The sequence below is a fragment of the Gloeomargarita sp. SKYB120 genome (assembly GCA_025062155.1).
Lineage (GTDB): Bacteria > Cyanobacteriota > Cyanobacteriia > Gloeomargaritales > Gloeomargaritaceae > Gloeomargarita.
The window spans coordinates 22,770-39,986 of the sequence record JANXAM010000004.1; the positions used below are offsets into that span (position 1 = coordinate 22,770).

Annotated in this window: 14 protein-coding genes; 5 read left to right on the forward strand and 9 right to left on the reverse strand. The window is 58.4% G+C overall.

Features of this window, described 5'->3' with window-relative positions; translation table 11 throughout:
- Window positions 1-5: 5 nt before the first annotated feature.
- Entirely contained in the window at window positions 6-1,442 is a 1,437-nt protein-coding gene (locus NZ705_02725) for a circularly permuted type 2 ATP-grasp protein (protein MCS7291873.1), read from the reverse strand.
- 1,304 nt (window positions 1,443-2,746) lie between these two features.
- Here NZ705_02725 and NZ705_02730 point away from each other — a divergent pair.
- Together NZ705_02730 and ppc are read left to right on the forward strand one after the other, a co-directional pair.
- Window positions 2,747-2,914: a hypothetical protein gene (locus NZ705_02730; GenBank protein MCS7291874.1), complete on the forward strand. Its 168-nt coding sequence runs from the start codon at window positions 2,747-2,749 to the stop codon at window positions 2,912-2,914.
- A 28-nt stretch (window positions 2,915-2,942) separates the two neighbouring features.
- On the forward strand, window positions 2,943-5,831 hold the full coding sequence (gene ppc, locus NZ705_02735; GenBank protein MCS7291875.1) for a phosphoenolpyruvate carboxylase: 2,889 nt from the start codon (window positions 2,943-2,945) through the stop codon (window positions 5,829-5,831).
- Here ppc and NZ705_02740 read toward each other — a convergent pair.
- Genes NZ705_02740 through uvrC form a run of 4 tightly spaced genes read right to left on the reverse strand, consistent with a single transcriptional unit; the run spans window position 5,769 to window position 11,189 of the window.
- Entirely contained in the window at window positions 5,769-6,449 is a 681-nt protein-coding gene (locus NZ705_02740; GenBank protein MCS7291876.1) for a pentapeptide repeat-containing protein, read from the reverse strand. The genes ppc and NZ705_02740 overlap by 63 nt on opposite strands.
- Window positions 6,446-7,510, reverse strand: coding sequence for a metallophosphoesterase (locus tag NZ705_02745; GenBank protein ID MCS7291877.1), 1,065 nt, complete (start codon window positions 7,508-7,510; stop codon window positions 6,446-6,448). Before NZ705_02745 ends, NZ705_02740 begins: the two co-directional genes overlap by 4 nt.
- The gene (locus NZ705_02750) at window positions 7,507-9,255 is read right to left on the reverse strand and encodes a cation:proton antiporter (protein ID MCS7291878.1); all 1,749 of its coding nucleotides are present in this window, start codon (window positions 9,253-9,255) and stop codon (window positions 7,507-7,509) included. The genes NZ705_02745 and NZ705_02750 overlap by 4 nt, the downstream gene beginning before the upstream one ends.
- Window positions 9,256-9,314: 59 nt before the next feature.
- The gene (uvrC, locus tag NZ705_02755; GenBank protein MCS7291879.1) at window positions 9,315-11,189 is read right to left on the reverse strand and encodes an excinuclease ABC subunit UvrC; all 1,875 of its coding nucleotides are present in this window, start codon (window positions 11,187-11,189) and stop codon (window positions 9,315-9,317) included.
- Between the two features lie 241 nt (window positions 11,190-11,430).
- Here uvrC and NZ705_02760 point away from each other — a divergent pair, with 241 nt between their 5' ends.
- From NZ705_02760 to sppA, 3 genes are all read left to right on the forward strand, one after another.
- On the forward strand, window positions 11,431-11,715 hold the full coding sequence (locus NZ705_02760; GenBank protein ID MCS7291880.1) for a DUF1830 domain-containing protein: 285 nt from the start codon (window positions 11,431-11,433) through the stop codon (window positions 11,713-11,715).
- Between the two features lie 62 nt (window positions 11,716-11,777).
- Window positions 11,778-13,253 (forward strand): diguanylate cyclase, encoded by a 1,476-nt coding sequence (locus NZ705_02765; GenBank protein ID MCS7291881.1) that lies wholly within the window; start codon window positions 11,778-11,780, stop codon window positions 13,251-13,253.
- 14 nt (window positions 13,254-13,267) lie between these two features.
- A complete protein-coding gene (gene sppA, locus NZ705_02770) occupies window positions 13,268-14,044 on the forward strand; it encodes a signal peptide peptidase SppA (GenBank protein MCS7291882.1) in 777 nt (258 codons plus the stop codon).
- A gap of 384 nt (window positions 14,045-14,428) precedes the next feature.
- On the opposite strand, the gene NZ705_02775 is transcribed toward sppA, so the two are convergent.
- The 4 genes from NZ705_02775 to NZ705_02790 are packed head-to-tail and all read right to left on the reverse strand — an operon-like array spanning window position 14,429 to window position 17,213.
- The gene (locus NZ705_02775) at window positions 14,429-15,058 is read right to left on the reverse strand and encodes a methyltransferase domain-containing protein (GenBank protein MCS7291883.1); all 630 of its coding nucleotides are present in this window, start codon (window positions 15,056-15,058) and stop codon (window positions 14,429-14,431) included.
- A gap of 55 nt (window positions 15,059-15,113) precedes the next feature.
- A complete protein-coding gene (locus tag NZ705_02780; protein ID MCS7291884.1) occupies window positions 15,114-16,433 on the reverse strand; it encodes an amino acid permease in 1,320 nt (439 codons plus the stop codon).
- Between the two features lie 59 nt (window positions 16,434-16,492).
- A complete protein-coding gene (locus NZ705_02785) occupies window positions 16,493-16,867 on the reverse strand; it encodes an STAS domain-containing protein (protein MCS7291885.1) in 375 nt (124 codons plus the stop codon).
- Window positions 16,868-16,889: 22 nt separating this feature from the next.
- Complete coding sequence (locus NZ705_02790) at window positions 16,890-17,213, reverse strand: cupin domain-containing protein (GenBank protein MCS7291886.1); 324 nt, start codon at window positions 17,211-17,213, stop codon at window positions 16,890-16,892.
- Window positions 17,214-17,217 lie beyond the last annotated feature (4 nt).

The window sequence follows — 17,217 nt, forward strand, 5'->3', positions numbered from 1 at the left end:
CTTACTTACTCCGCCAGTACCCAGGTGTCTTTGCTGCCGCCTCCTTGGGACGAATTCACCACCAGCGACCCTTTTTTCAGGGCCACCCGCGTCAGTCCCCCCGGATGCACGTAGAGGTGGTCGCGCCCGTGTAAGATGTAGGGCCGCAAATCCACGTGACGCCCTTCAAAGTGGTCCCCCACAATCGTCGGCACCCGCGATAGGGCAATCACGGGTTGGGCGATATAGTTGCGGGGAAACCGCTGGATTTTTTCGGCAAAATTCGCCCGTTCCTTGGGCGTGGCGCTGGGACCCATCAACATGCCGTAGCCCCCGGATTCATTGGCCGCTTTCACCACCAATTCGTCCAGGTGTTTCACCACGTATTCCCGGTCGGCGTCGCGCCAGCACAGGTAGGTGGGGACATTGGGCAAGATTGGTTCTGCGTCCAGGTAGTAGCGAATCATGTCGGGCACGTAGGCATAGACCACCTTATCATCGGCCACCCCCGTCCCCGGTGCATTGGCCAGCGCCACTCGTCCCTGGCGATAGACCTCCATCAGGCCTGGAATCCCGAGCAGCGAATCCGGGCGAAAGACCTGGGGATCAAGGAACACATCATCTACGCGGCGGTAAATCACATCGACCCGTTGGAGACCTCGGGTGGTCCGCATTTGCACATAGCCGTCCACCACCACCAGGTCGCGGCCCTCCACCAGCTCCACCCCCATCTGTTGGGCCAGAAACGAGTGTTCAAAGTAAGCCGAGTTATAGACGCCAGGAGTCAGCACCACCACACAGGGATGGTCCAGGTAGTCCGGCGCTAGACCTAGGAGCATTTCCAGTAAATGACCGGGATAATCATCCGTCGGGCGAATATCCAACATGCGGAACACTTTGGGAAAGGTATTTTTCATCACCCGCCGGTTTTCCAACACATAGGACACCCCCGACGGCACCCGCAAATTGTCCTCTAACACCCACCAATTGCCCTGGCGGTCCCGCACCAGGTCGCTACCCGTGATGTGACACCAAACCCCACCGGGCGGAGCAAGGCCCTGGCAGGCGGGTAAATAGCCCTGGGATGAGTAAATCACCTCCGCCGGGATCACCCCATCTTTGATGATTTTCTGGTCGTGGTAGATGTCCTGGAGAAATAGGTTCAGCGCTGCCACCCGCTGTTTGACACCCTGTTCCAAATAGGCCCACTCCTGGGCGGTAATCACGCGGGGAATCACATCAAACGGCCAAATTCGTTCCCGCGCCGCTGGGTCATTATAGACCTGAAACGTCACCCCCATTTGCATCAACACTGCCTGGGCGGCCTGCTGTCGTTGCTGGAGTTCGTCCGGCGGTAATTGATTAATGCGTTCAACCAGGGCGGCCACGTGAGGGCGGGGTTCCCCCTTGCGCACAAACCATTCATCATAAAAGTCTTCTGGATCGTAGTCGTGGAAATTCATAGCCTATTGAACCAGCGCGTATTTCCCATCCTAAGTTAGTCCAGGCAGTTCCCATTGGATGGTTACTTTCGGTACATTCTCATAGTCAGCGCAATGGGCCGCTTGCCGATGGTGGCGTCGGTATTTGTCTTCGTATGCTGACCCGATAGCTGACAGGGAGAAGACAGGAAAACCCGAGACGGGGCTGCATCCTGCGACCCAGGCCATGACAAGCAAGAAGCAGTGATTATCTTGCCTGTTTGCGCGAATCCCTCCAACATTACCAAGGACTCCCAACGACACCGAAGCCAGCCCAGAAGTAGGGATGGGACAGGTCAAATATCTGGATCGTACTCAACTCCGGGGGCAAAGGAATGGACTCCCCGCTGCGGGCGGCAAACTGTAGCCGTCCTCCTTCAATTTTGGCTTGCCCCCGCAACAGCGCCAGTTGAGCTTGCCGCAGAGTTTCCGCCTGGATGGGTAGTGCTATGTAAGTAATGTGGATGGGGTTGAATATAACGCCAATGTAAAAGGACAGAGTTCTTCTCGACTAACTCGCTGTCTAAAGGTGTCGTTGAAGTGTTCAATCAAGGACGTCCTACTACCCCCTTTGGCACGGGCTGCGTGTTGAGAGTTCGGAATAACCTTCCGACTAAACTGACCAACAATCAGTATAAAACTTTGCCCGTTTTCGCCAAATTATCGGCACCCTATGCCATAACTTTTTTGCTGTCTCTATGCTTCTGTCTCCTATACAGGCCGCTACAATCATATGTGTCCTTCTTTCTAGAACCAGCCAGAGCCCTTGGAGACAAAACGACCATATCTCGTATCGTTGCGGGACTGAATATCCATGATTTCTGATGTATAAGTTGTCTTTTGCTTTACATATTTATACACAAGATTGGGAGATTCCGGTCACCCGCGAGATGGTGGCGATTGGAAGTCGCTCTAGCAAGTTGCCTTTGCGCTTCAGAGCTTTAGGCGTAAATTGCCGATGGCTGTTTTCCACTATGTTCACAACGTTTTGAGACTGGCAACGGGGGGCGAGTAATTATACTCATGGTTCACCCAAACCCAACTGCCCCTACTTTGACCATTACAAGAATGGGACTACCGCGTTGGTAATCGGCGTCGTACAACGATTGGCTGGTCGTTGCAAACGCCATAGCAAAGCCCCCCGTCTAGTTGCAGGGCGCGGTCCCATCCTGGGTTTTCCTTCTGCCATAGGAAAGGAGCTGAGCTTTCGGCAAGGATACCCCACTAGCGACCGATCGGGCTTTGCTAGGCTAAAACGATATAATGAAGGCTATCGTCAAAACTCTATGCCGTCGGTTACCCACTGTGCGTTGAGCGTCTGTACTGCACCCGTGCTGGTCGTCCTGCTGGCCGGAGCGGCTTGGCAACGGGCAAATCAAACCTTGGGACAGTGGGCGCAAGAAGTGTTTCGGGGGGAACGCTTGCCTGTGTTAACAACACCGGTGCCGGAATAGCTACGGTAGGTCGCCGGGGAGACAGACGATGAGCACGCTTTTGCGCATCAACACGCCAGAGTCAGCGGAACTGCGGGCGGGGGTGGGGATTCGCCACTTGCCCTTGATGGAATCCCTGCTGGAATCGGTGTTGCGTGAAGAAGGCGGCCAGCACCTGGTGGATTTATTGCGCCAGTTGCAATCGGTTTGTCTGCTGGAGGGGAAGGCTCAAAGCGTCGCCAGTGCCGAAGCCGCCGCCCTGGTGGAAAAACTCGACCTCAATGCTGCGATCCGGGCCACGCGGGCCTTTGCGCTGTACTTCCAATTGGTCAACATCGTGGAGCAGTACCACGAGCAGTGTGAAAAAAAACGACAGCAATCCCTGGCGACGACCCTAGGGAATGGTCACCTGCCGTCCTACTGGGAACCGGGGGAAGCCGTTGGCAGTTTGCGTTGGGTCTTTCCCTACCTGAAAGGGCTGAATGTGCCGCCGGGCCGGATTCAAAAGGTGATTGACCAGATGGAAATCCGGCTGGTGTTCACGGCTCACCCCACCGAAATCGTGCGCCATACCATCCGCGACCGGCAACGGCGGATTGGGCATCTGCTGGCAAAATTGGACTGGACGGAAGCGGGGCTGGCTCAAGGGGTCACTGCGCCCTGGGAGGTGGAAGCTATCCGCGCGGAATTGCTCGAGGAAATCCGGCTCTGGTGGCGCACTGATGAATTGCACCAGATGAAACCAACCGTCCTGGATGAGGTAGATCACACGTTGCACTATTTCCAAGAGGTGCTCTTTGACGCTGTGCCGCTGTTGTACGAACGGTTTTGCCAGTCGTTGCACAGCGTGTTTCCCCAGTTGCGCCCTCCCAAGTTGGATTTCTGCCAGTTTGGGTCGTGGGTGGGGGCGGACCGAGATGGCAACCCGTCGGTGACGCCGGAGGTGACCTGGCAAACGGCGGTGTTCCAACGCAATATGGTCCTGAAAAAATACCTGCAATCTGTTGATAGATTGATCAGCTTGTTGAGCTTGTCATTGCACTGGAGCAATGTGTTGCCGGAGTTGCTGGAGTCGTTAGAACAAGACAAGTTGCAGATGCCGGAGGTGTATGACCAGTACGCGATTCGCTACCGGCAAGAACCCTATCGCATGAAATTGGCCTACATGCGCCAGCGGTTGCAGAATACGTTGAACCGCAACCAGCAGTTGACCCATCCAGATTGTGTGGTGCCGCTAGAGAGCGCGTATTACAAAACGGGGGCAGAATTCCAAGCGGAGTTGGATTTGATCCGCCGCAGTTTGCAGGCCAGTGGCTTGACGTGCCGGGCACTGGACCATTTGCTCATTCAAGTGGCGACGTTTGGGTTTATCCTGGCGCGGTTGGACATCCGGCAAGAGAGTTCTCGGCATGAGCAGGCGCTGGCGGAAATTGCCGAATATGTGCAGGTATTGCCCCGCAGTTACCTGGAGATGACGGAGGAGGAGCGGTCGGCCTGGTTGCTGAGCGAGTTGCAAACCCGGCGGCCCTTGATCCCGTCCCGCTTGCCCTTGTCGGAGGCGACCCAGGAGACGGTGGCGACGGTGCAGATGCTGGCGCGGCTGCAGCAGGAATTTGGGGTGGAAATTTGCCAGACGTACATCGTTAGCATGAGTCACTGCTTGAGCGATTTGCTGGAGGTCTGGCTGCTGCTGAAGGAGGCGCAAATCTATGACCCGGTGACCCATCGCAGTACGGTGCAGGTAGTGCCCCTGTTTGAAACGGTGGAGGATTTGCAGCGCTCGCCCCAGGTGATGGAGGCGCTGTTTCAGTTGCCCTGGTATCGGGATTACCTGCGCCAGAGCACGGATTCCATCCAAGAAGTGATGCTGGGCTATTCCGACAGCAACAAGGATTCGGGATTTTTGAGCAGCAATTGGGAGATTTACAAGGCGCAGCGGGCGTTGCAACGGGTGGCGGCCCAGTACGGCATCACCCTGCGGTTTTTCCACGGGCGGGGCGGGTCCGTCGGACGGGGCGGCGGGCCAACCTACGAAGCCATCCTGGCGCAACCGGGCGACACGATCAACGGGCGGATCAAGATTACGGAGCAGGGGGAGGTGTTGGCGTCGAAGTACTCGTTGCCGGAGTTGTGTTTGTTCAACCTGGAAAATGTGGCGACAGCGGTGTTGCAGGCCAGTTCCCTGAAGCTGGGGTTTGACGAGATTCTGCCCTGGCACGAGATTATGGACGAACTGGCCCAACGGTCGCGGCGGCACTACCGGCAGTTGATTTATGAACAACCGGATTTCCTAGACTTTTTCCACCAGGTCACGCCGATTGAGGAAATCAGTCAATTGCAAATCAGCTCGCGACCGGCGCGGCGCAAAGGGAAACGGGATTTTGCCAGTTTGCGGGCGATTCCCTGGGTGTTTAGCTGGACGCAGATGCGCTTGCTGTTGCCGGCCTGGTATGGGCTGGGGACGGCCCTGGCGGAGTTCGTCGCCGAAAACCCACAGGAGCATTTGAAATTGCTGGGCTACTTCTACGCCAAGTGGCCCTTTTTCCGCACGGTGATTTCCAAAGCGGAAATGACGCTGGCCAAGGTGGATTTGAAAATGGCCCGCCATTACTTGGACCAACTAGCCCAACCCGAAGATAAGCCGCGATTTGAACCGTTGTTTGCCCAGATCGTGGAAGAGTACCACCGGACGCGGGAGATGGTGTTGACGATTACAGGGCATGAGCAGTTGCTGGCGGGAGATGCGGGTTTGCAGCAATCGGTGCAGTTACGCAACCAGACGATTGTGCCGCTAGGCTTTTTGCAGGTGTCGTTGCTCAAGCGCCTGCGTCAAACCCAACCGGTGGGGCTGGCGTCTCGCTACAGCAAGAGCGAATTACTGCGGGGGGCGTTGCTGACCATCAACGGGATTGCCGCCGGGATGCGCAACACGGGCTAGGTCGCCGTCGGGCAAAATGGCATCGGTCAAGTCCGCCCAGTCCACGAGCACCTCCACCCAATGGGCTTGGTAGAAATTGGCCCCCTGCAGATTGGCCCCGCTCAAATCGGTGCCCAGCAACCGGGCGTACTGGCAACGACTCCGGCGTAAATTGGCACCCCGCAGGTCGGCTCCGGTCAAATCGGCGTCCACCAGTTGGATTTCCTGGAGTTCCGCCCCCGTGCCCATGCATTCCCGAAAGTTCGCGCTGTGGCAACTGGCCTGGTTGAGCACGGCTCCCGTCAAATCGGCTCCCTGCAGGCAAGCGCCGGCCAAATCGGCTTCCGTCAATCGAGCGCCCCCCAACTGCGCTCCCGTCAAATCCGCCCGCACCAGGTCGGCCTGCGCCAAAACGGCACCAGTTAAATTGGCGTGACGGAGATTGGCCCCGCTCAAATTCGCGCGACAAAACTTCGCTCCCCCCAGGTTGGCACCCTGGAGGTTAACCCCCACTAAAATCGCATCGCTCAGGTCAATCCCCCGCAAGTCCTGGTTGCCCAGGTCGGCAAAGCTAAGATTGACCCCGGTAAATGTCCGGCGACCGGCTTCGTAGGCAATCAGGAGATCGGCGACGTTCATGGCAAGGGCAACACAGCGTCGTTGTCGCCAGGAGGACGGTCGCTGCAGGCTTCAAAAAACTCCCGCACTGGCGAAGGTAAATCGGGGAATTCAAAATAGGCATCTCCCCAAGCAATATCCGGCCAAAAGTGGGCCAACCGGGGCGCTAGTTCTTGGGCCTGCTCCGGCGGCAAGTTCAGCGGCGGGTGGGTGAGCAGGTGGGCCATGAATTGGGGCGAACGACGCTCCATCCAGGCGCGAGCGTCGGCGAGTAAATGGGGTGCTTCGGGAATGGCCGTCACCCGTTCTGTGGTAATATGCATTTCCCGCTCGTACCAGGTCACCAGGCGATAGGCGTGGGGGTAGGCCGCCAGCGAACCCGTCGTCACATCAAAAAACCCGTCCTCCTCGGCGATGTCCTGCACGTGCAAGTGCCCGGTAAACACGACCCGAATCCCGTAGTGGGTCAACAACTGGCGCAACTCGCGCCGGTTTTCCAGTAAATAACGCCGCCCTAACACGCTCTGGGATTGGTGGGGGATGTGTTCACAGACATTGTGATGCACCATCACCAGCGTGTGTCGCCAGCAGCAATCCCGCAGGACCGTTTCTAACCACTCCCATTGCTCTGGGTCAATTTGCCCAAACAGCTCGCCTTGAGCGTCAAACTGGTTGGAATTCAACCCAATCAGCCCCACCCCCGGCAAGATTTCCTGAGCGTAGTAGAGCTGGTCGGTGTGGCGATACCCCTGTTGCCGGTAGTATTCAGGAAAGTCGGCGGGAGCAATAGCGCCGGGGTCCGGGGGGATGTCGTGGTTGCCCGGAATCACGTAGCAGGGAAACGGCAAGCAATTCAAGCGCTTGGACAACCAGGTGTGGTTGGCCGGCTCCCCGTGTTGGGTCAGGTCACCGGGAATCAGCAAAAAATCCAGCTCGTAACGGCTTAGGCGTTCCAGGGCCGCTTCCAGCACGGGAATGCTGTACTCCAGGCGGTGCAGGCGGTGGGGGTAATAGCGGAAAGTCTCCAGCGTGGTAACGTGGGGGTCGCTCAGGACGGCAAAGCGGCAGATTGGGTCGGTCATGGAGTCACCTCGACTGTAACGGGTGGTGGCGGGTGCATGGGCAACAAACACACCGGCTGGCCAGCGCTCAAGTCCTGGTAGTGGTGATTGCGAATCGCCGCCAGTTCCGCCTGGATCTGGTGGGGGGGCACCCCTAGTTCCGTGAGCAAGTGACTGCACAGCCCCAAACTGGCCTCAAAGTCGGGGTGAATCACCTTGCTAGCTCCCAACCGGTAAAGCAGCTCAATGTGTTCCTTGCGGGGCGCACACACCAGCACCGGCAATTGGGGCGCCAACTGGAGCACCCGTTGCAGGCACAGCCGAATACTCGCCAAATCCGGCAAGGTAATCACCATAGCCCGCGCGCAGGGAAGATTCGCCCGCTGCAAAATCGCCCACGCCGTGGCATCGCCCCACAGATAGGGAAATTCCCGTTGTCGCGCCTGGGCAATCGCCCGCTCGGATTGGTCTAGCACCAGCAGCGGGCAGCGATGCGCCGCCAGGATTTGGGCCACGTCTTGACCAATTTGCCCGTAGCCGCAAATCACGAAGTGGTCGCGCCATTGGGATTCTCCCGTCGTCGCCGGCGGTTGGGGCGTTGGGTCCCAGCGTTCCCAAAGTCGCGCCGCCCAGGGCAACAGCGCCGGACTCACCAACAACGTAATCGCCGTCGTGCCCACCACCAACAAATAAACACTGCGGCTAATCAATCCCAACTCCTGCGCCGCTGTCGCCAAGATGAACGAAAACTCCCCAATCTGGCTCAACCCGCACCCCACCAGCACCGCCATCGGCCAGGAATAGCCAAACAAGCGGGTAACTGGCGCCGCAATCAAAAACTTGCCCCCCATCACCAGCAACACCAACCCCGCAATCAAGGGCGCGTGGGCCAGGATAAAGCGGGGGTCAATCAGCATCCCGATACTGGCAAAAAACAGCGCACCAAACACGTCCCGCAGCGGTTCCACATAATCCAACGTCTGGTCGGCGTAGTCCACCTCGGCAATCATCAACCCCGCCACGAACGCCCCCATTTCACTGGACAACCCCAGCCGTTCCGTCAGCAGGGCAACCCCCACGCACAGGCACACCACCCCCAGCAGAAACAACTCCCGGCTCTCCCGTTGGGCCAGGAATCGCAGGAAACGGGGCACCCCCCAGCGTCCCAAGGCGACCGCTCCCAAGCTAAACAGCAACAATTTCAACAAGGCCACCCCCAGGGCTGTACCGATTTCCTCCCAGGTCACCGCCAGGGCCGGCAAGACGGCCAAAATCAACCCCACCGCCAAGTCCTGGACAATCAGAATCCCTAACATAGCCTTGCCCGCTAGGCTATCGGTTTGCCCAATTTCCGCCAGGGATTTCAGCGCCACCGCTGTGGACGACAAAGCCAAGATCGCGCCCAAGACGACCCCCGCTGTCGGCGACAACCAACCGCTCACCGCCACCCCATAGGCCGTCAAAGCCATCGTCAGACCCATTTGCAGCAGGCCGCCACCTAGGGCAAAGACCCCCACCTGGCGTAAGCGGGCAAAGGAAAACTTCACCCCCAAGGAAAACAGCAACAGCGTCACCCCGAACTGGGCCAGGGTTTCCACCTGCACCACTTCCCGGATGCCCCCAAACCCCGTCGGGCCAACCAGCACCCCCGCCACGATATAGCCCAACAATGGCGGTTGTTTCAACAGCGCGGCTAACGTCCCCCCGCCCAGGGCCGCCGCCAGCACCACGACCAGATCAACGATCAGTCGTCCGTCTGCCTGCATGGTGCACCACTCCGATTGCCCTTTCCACCTTAGCGATTTTCGCCGGTCATCCGCGCCGTTTAACCGTCCACCGCCGGGTGAAAGTAGCGATAGATCTGCTCCGCCAGACGGGGGCCAATGCCCGGCACTCGCGCCAGTTGTTCCGCCGTCGCCGCCTGGATCATATCCAGCGAATGGAAATAGGCCAAAAGCTGTTGTTGCCGGTGCTGCCCCAAGCCCGGAATCTGCGATAGGGTGGAATAGCGATACCGCCGCGCCCGTTGTTGCCGGTGGAATTTCACCGCAAACCGGTGGGCCTCATCCCGCAGGCGCCGCAGCAGTTGCATCCCCGGTTGTTCCGGGTCGGCCACCAGAGGTTCTGAGCGTCCCGGCAGGTAAACTTCCTCGTGCTTTTTCGCCAGGGCAATCACTGTTAATTCCTCACTCCCCGGCCAGTCTTGCAACACCTGCATCACCGCTGACAATTGCCCTTTGCCCCCATCAATCAGCACTAGATCCGGCCAATCTGGGTCGCCCAGGGTGGGGCGTTCTGGGTCGTGTCTCCAGGGGGCAAACCGCCGGGAAATCACCTCCGCCAGACTGGCAAAATCGTCGCTGTGGCCAGGGCCAACCTGGGGATTTTTGATGTGGTAGTGCCGGTAATGTTGTTTTGCCGGTTGCCCCTCAATAAAGACCGCCCGCGACGCCACTACATTTGTCCCCTGCAGGTGGGAAATGTCATAGGCTTCCATGCGGTGGGGAATATCCGGTAACTGCAACAATTCCGCCAGGTCTGTCAACGCGAATAGATGGGACTCCCGTACCCGCTGCCGCCGTTGCAATTCCAGTTCCGCATTGCGCATCACCATTTGGATCAGTTCTGCTTTTTGCAGGCGTTGGGGCGTGTGGATTTTCACCTTACCCTGGCGTTTTTCGCTCAAGAAATGGCTCAACCACTCCGCATCCGGCAGCTCATGCTGCACCAGAATCAGTGGCGGAATTTCCACCCCTTCTACATGGGTGTAGTGTTCCTCCAAAACCCGCTGCAAAATGGCGCCCGGTTCATCCCCTTGTCGCTGGGTAAAAAACCCCAATCGCCCCACTAATCGCCCCGCCCGCATTTGGAACAACTGGATGCAAACATCTCGGTCATCCATCGCCAGGGCTACTGCATCCAAAACGGCGTGGTCATCGGGCAAGTTCACCTTGGGTTGTTCCCCCAAACCCTGCAACCGCCGGATTTGGTCCCGCACTTGGGCCGCCGCTTCAAAGTTCATGGCCTCGGCAAATTGCTGCATCTTCTGGGTGAGTTTTTGAATCAACTCCTCGGTGCGACCTTGGAAAATCATGGCCACCTGCGCCACCGTTTGCCGGTAGGCCTCTGGGCTGATCAATCTTTGGCACACGCCGGGACACCGACCGATTTGGTAATTCAGGCAGGGGCGGTCGGGGAACAAGGGTTTTGGGCGTTGGCGCAAGGGAAAGAGCCGGTAAATCAACCCCAGGGTTTGCCGCAGTTGAAACGCATCTACGTAGGGGCCGTAGTACCGGTCTTTGGGGTTCGTCAAACCGCGTTTGCGACTGATAAAAATGCGCGGGTAATCCTCCGACCAAGTGATGCAGACATAGGGATAGGTTTTATCGTCCTTGAGCAGGATGTTGTAGTGGGGCTGGTGTTGCTTGATGAGATTGGCCTCTAGTACCAGCGCTTCCGTCTCGGTGTCGGTGACGATGAACTCAATGTCGGCCACCTGCTGCACCATCAGGGCAATCCGGGGACTCAAACGCGCATCAGCCCGGAAATAGGACTGCACCCGGCTGCGCAAGCGCTTGGATTTGCCAATGTAGAGGATGTTGTCCTGCCGGTCCTTGAAAAGATACACCCCCGGCTCCAACGGCAGGTCCGCTAAACGTTGCTGCAGGAGTTCGGGCTGCTGAACTAACGGCAGTTCCATCCCCAGAAGCCCACTGCATCCGCCTAGGCAAGGATTGTAGCAACCACCAGCGTCAACACTCTCCCGTCTTGCTTAACAAATCTTTACATTTCGTTACACCAGGCCGGTCAAGGCCGGCGCTGTCTGGGCTAGCCGGTAAGGGGTGACCTGCGAGGCGAGCGATTCGTAATTCTGATTACAGCGATAGGCAGAAATGAATGCTAAGGTGGAGCGCGTAGGATGATGTTTTATGAAGCACCAAATGATGAGCCAAATTCTTGATCCCCTGCCGGTGACTGCCACGGATTGCCTTATTTGTTGTTATGTTAACGCCACCAGTCAGATTCAAGTGGTGCGAATTACGAATATCCCCAATTGGTACTACGAGCGGGTGGTTTTTCCGGGACAACGGTTGATCTTTAGCGCGCCCAGTGACGCCCATTTACAGGTCCATGCTGGAAGTATGGGGGAGTTGGATGAGGTGATTCCCTGCCGAGATTTACAGCTTTTGGGGAGCGCAACGGAAGAGGCGTTGGTGCTGTCCTAAAACGCTTTGGCTTAGGCCCAGCTAGCGGTTGCACTAGAATAAACAGGTAGTGCAGGTCGTGTGTGGGCAAAACAGCGGCGGGGGGCATGGTCACACTGCCATGGCGTCAGGGAGCGCCAGTAATCCTAGTGGTGGATGATGACCGTTCTGTTCGCGAAATGCTCCAGGGAGAAATGGAGCGTGAAGGCTACCGTGCCCTGACTGCCAGCAACGGAGTGGAAGCGCTAGAGGTGTGCCGCAGGACTTTGCCCGATATGGTGTTGCTTGATGCGGTCATGCCTCAGATGGATGGGTTTCGTTGCTGCGCTGAAATTCGCCGCTGGCCGGCTTGCGAAAATTTACCGGTGTTGATGATTACCAGCCTGGATGACGAGGAGTCGGTGGCGGAAGCCTTTGCCGTCGGTGCGACCGACTACATCATCAAACCGGCCAAGCAGATTCACTGGAGTGTGTTGCGCCAGCGGGTACGCCGGTTGCTCGAGGCCTACGCCGCCATGCAGGAGCTGCAACAGCGCAGTGCCCAGGAGCGGAAGTTGACCCAGATCACAGCCCACATGCGCGGCTCGTTGGAAATGGACACCATCCTGAAGACGACGGTGGCGGAGGTGCGCGACCTTTTGCAGGTGGAGCAGGTGGCAATTGGCGAGTTCCAGGCCACGGGCGGTTTCCAGTTCACGGTGGAATCCACCAACCCTGGTTGGCCGTCGGTGGTCCACAAACCCTTGCCGCTGATGACGCCCCAGACCGATGGCATCGATTGGCTGGTGCAGGTGGCCGATGGGGAAACAGTGGACACTGATACTTGGTATGGGCAACTGATCCGGCAATGGGGAATGCAGGCATTCCTGGCGGTGCCAGTGGTCGTCGGGGAACGGCTGTGGGGCCTGTTGACGGCGCACCATTACTCGACCCCCCGTCCCTGGTCTCCTCATGAAGTAAATATGTTGCAGCAGTTGACCATGCAGTTGGCCAGCGCCCTCCAGCAGTCCCAGTTATACCACCAGTTGCAGGCGGCCAACGGGGAATTGCAACGCCTGGCGGCTTCCGACGGCCTCACTCAGGTCTACAACCGGCGGCGGTTCGATGAGTATCTGGCGCAACAGTGGCAGCAATTGGCGAGCGAAGGGGCGAGCCTGGCCTTGATCCTGGCGGACATCGACTTCTTTAAACGCTACAACGATACCTACGGTCATCTAGCGGGGGACGAATGCCTGCGGCAAGTGGCCCAGACCATTACGCAGGTGGCGAACCGCACAGACAACCTGGTGGCCCGCTACGGGGGCGAAGAGTTTGCAGTGGTCCTGCCGCGGGTGCCGCTGGCGCGAGCGGTGACCTTGGCGGAGCAGATACGGGTGGCGGTGGAACAGCTCCGGATTCCCCACTCCAATTCAATGGTGCATGAGTGGGTGACCTTGAGCTTGGGGGTGACCTGTATGACCCCGACTGCGGATAACAGTCCGGCGGAACTGGTAGCGGCGGCGGACCATGCCCTGTACCAGGCGAAACAACAGGGGCGCAACTGTGTGGTTCCCTACTGATGGAGGCAACAGTGATGCGTTGGCCTTGGTGGGGACGACCTCGATGTGTGGCCAAGGTGGAAATTAGCGGCGTGATCAACGGCGCCCAGCGCCAGCGGGTACTCAACGCGCTGAAGGTGGTGAAAACCCGCCGGTATCCCGCTTTGGTGGTGCGCATTGACAGTCCCGGCGGCACGGTTGGGGATTCCCAGGAAATCTACAGCGCCCTGTGCGCCCTGCAACCCCACACCCACATCGTCGCCAGTTTTGGGAATATCGCTGCGTCGGGGGGAGTTTACGTTGGCATGGGAGCGCCCCACATCGTAGCCAATCCTGGCACGGTGACCGGCAGCATCGGCGTCATCCTGCGGGGCAACAACCTGGAGGAACTGCTCAAAAAAATCGGCGTGTCCTTCAAAGTGGTCAAATCGGGACCCTACAAGGACATCCTGGCCTTTGACCGCGAACTGACCCCCGAAGAGCACCAAATCTTGCAGCAACTGATTGACGTTAGCTACCGGCAATTTATTACAACAGTGGCGACAGCGCGGCGGTTGCCCCTAGAGCGGGTGCAGGAATTTGCCGATGGCCGGATTTTTACCGGTGAGCAGGCTCTAGCGCTGGGGGTGGTGGACCGCTTGGGAACAGAGGAGGATGCCCGCCGCTGGGCCTGCGAATTAGCCGGTCTAGACCCGGAACGCACACCGATGCGTACCATCCCTGGACGGCCCCGTTCTCCCCTGGCCCGTTTCCGTAACCAAGCCTTGCCCTGGGAGTACGTGGGCATTCCCCTGTGGCTCTACAGCCCCTAGCCACGAAAAAACCAGCCATGGCGGCTGGCCCTGACTGCTGTGTTGAGAGGAGAAAAGATCACAACTGCTGACCTTTGCTCTGTAAACAAATGTAAAGGGCTTGCAGGAGAAACGCAAGTCCTGGATGGATTGGATCCGATAAGCTCAGGCAATACCCGCATAGTTTGTCAGGGAGGAGAGTCAATAATCCTTTCCGTACTTTGGCTGGTCCAGAATATACGCTTCAGTTTGTCAGAAGCGATTTAGCTAAGCCGCTTCAAAACCAAAGACGGTGCTGTGCCCTACGACCCAAGGGATCAGCTATAGTAGGAAAACCCAAGGCGGGGCTATGCCCTGCGAGGAACAACGAGCCTACCCCATAGGTAACGGCCAGGCGCGTTGGCGTCACTCCTTCACTTCCTTGAGTAAGTGAGGCGGCACCTTTTCCAGTGGCGGCACCACCCACAAGTAAATCATTCGCCCGTCCACCTGCTCCACCTTGTCCGGCTGCCATTCCCCCATATCAAAGGCATGGGACACAATCCGCGTCCCCGGTCGCAACCGTAACAACTTGTGACGCAAGCGTAAATTCACACTAGGTAATAAATACATTGTAATAACAGTATACTTGCTTAGGTCGGCTTCAAACAGGTTTTGCTGGATGATTTCGGCGCGGTCGGCCACGCCAGCGGCTTGGATATTCCGGCGACTCTCGGCCACCAACGCCGGGTCAATTTCGATGCCGACAGCTTTCTTCACGCCAAATTTTTTGACCGCCGTAATCACAATCCGGCCATCGCCGCTGCCTAGGTCCACCAGCACGTCATTGCTGTTGACGTTGGCCAGTTTGAGCATGGCGTCCACCACCGGTTGGGGCGTTGGGACGTAGGGAACATCCTTGGCGATGTGTTCTTGGATGACAGGCGCTGGCGTCGCGCTGCGGCGAACGGACTCGGCCTGGAGCGGCTCCGTCCACCAGGGCAATAGGGCCGCCACCCCCAAACCCACCAGCCAAACGATGGTTTTACGTCCCATATTCACCTCCACACGCTCGCCATCCTATGTTACGCACAACCGGAACCGGTAGGATTCAGGTCGCCTTAGATAGGAAGCTCAACGGTAGCCCGACCGCCAGTACCGCAATGCCTACCAGCGCCCCCATCCCCGTGTAGGCCAGGCTGGCGTAGAGCAAATAGCCGCAGGTGGCGCAAAACAGCAGGGGCGTCCAGGGATAGGCGGGTACGCAAAAGGGCCGTGCTTGTTCCGGTTCTCGCCACCGCAACCCTAGCAACGCCACGCCGGTGAGCAGCATAAACAGCCAGAACACCGGCGCGGTGTAATCCACCATGGTGACAAAGCCTTTGCGTGTCCAGGTGCCCAAGCCCACCAGCGCCAGACAGATGGCGCCTTGCCAGACCAAGGCACTCACAGGCGCATCCCAGCGGCTGTTCCAAACGCCCAGCCAGCGCAACGGGGCAAAATCTTGGCCCAGGGCATAGTTGGTGCGAGCACCGGTGATCATCGTCCCCTGAATCGCCCCTAATGCCGACAGGGCAATCACGCCACTCGTCAGGGCTGCACCTGCTGGGCCAAAGGTCTGGCGCATCAGGTCTGCCGCCACCGCCTGGGATTGGGCTACGCCGGCCAGTCCTAGCCCCCGCAGGTAGGCCCCGTTGACCAGAAGATACAACACGGTCACCGCCCCAATCCCTCCCAGCAACACCCGAGGCATCGCCTGTTGGACATTGCGGAGTTCCGCCGAGATATAGGCCGCTTCGCTCCAGCCGCCATAGGTAAACAGGACAAAGATTAAAGCCAGCCCCAAGTTGAACGTCGGAGTTGGCGCCGCTGTTCCCAACGTTGTCCCAGTCGCCCGCCAGCCCGCCAGCACCACCAGCAGTAGACTCAGCACCTTAGCCCCGCTTAACCCCGCCTGGAGCCATTTACTGGGGCGCACCCCTAGCAGGTTGCAGCCGGTCAACAGTACAATCACCGCTGCCGCATACCAGGAGGCGCTGTAGCGCCCCAGCGACCACAACTGCGTGCAATAGTCCCCAAACACAAAGGCCAGCAGGGCAATCGAACCCGACTGGATCACCGTCATCCGCGCCCAGCCGAACAGAAAGGCCAGCCGCCAGCCAAACATCCGGTCCAGGTAGTGGTAGATGCCCCCAGCGTGGGGATAGGCCGCTCCCAATTCGGCCACGCACAGCCCGCCAACCAGGGACAGAACCCCCCCTAGTAGCCAGACGCCCAGGACTTGGGCAACGCTGGTCAAGTTGCTGGCCACCCACACCGGCGTCTCAAAAATCCCCACACCCACCACAATCCCAACAATCAGGGCAATCCCATCCCAGGTGGTCAACTGGGGACGCGGGCCGGCCACTGTCTCTTCTGCCGCAGGGGTCATCGCGCCACCGAAGCTACTTGTTACCATAGGCGAGAAGCTGCCCGCTTGACAAGGCAAGCCTACCAAGACCGGTCGGGGTCCAGCCCCTGTTCAAAATGCTCCCGCTTGGTGTAGATGGGGATGAAGCGGTAGACCGCCACCGTCTCCAGCAGCACCAGGATTCGGGGTTGAGGAGCCACTAGGGCCATCTGGTTGCCGGTCGCCTGCAACTGCTTACTACAGCTCACCAGGGCGCCCAACCCGCTGCTATCTATAAAGTCCACCGCGCTCAGGTTCACGCCGACGAGGTAGCCTTGACCATTGCAGCAGGCGAGACACTGGGTTTTGAAGAGTTCCGCCGTTGAGCCATCCAAGCGGGTCAGGGGAATTTCGACAAACTGGGGAGGGTCACCGAAAGACTCCTGCGTCATCGGCGTAAACAGAACGCGTTCCATCGGTTGCCTTGGGACGTGCGATTCAGTCAAAACGATAGTGCTTGCGTACCGGCTGCGTGATCTTCCAAGTGCATTGCAGACCCTTAGGAAAGACGGCCAAATCCCCAGCTCGCAGGGTCACCGGTTCACCTTGCGCCGGCGTGACGGTCACCTCCCCCGCCAGGAAATAGCAGGTCTCCTGCGTCTCATAGGTCCAGGGAAACTCCGAAATTCCCTTTTCCCAAACCGGCCAGCTTTTTACCCCCAAGGCATCCTGCTCCGCCGCCGAAATTTGGCGTTTCACTTGGATGCCCTCCTGCTTGGTCACGCCTTCCATGCTGCCCATCTCCACCCCTTCCCCCTCCATCTTA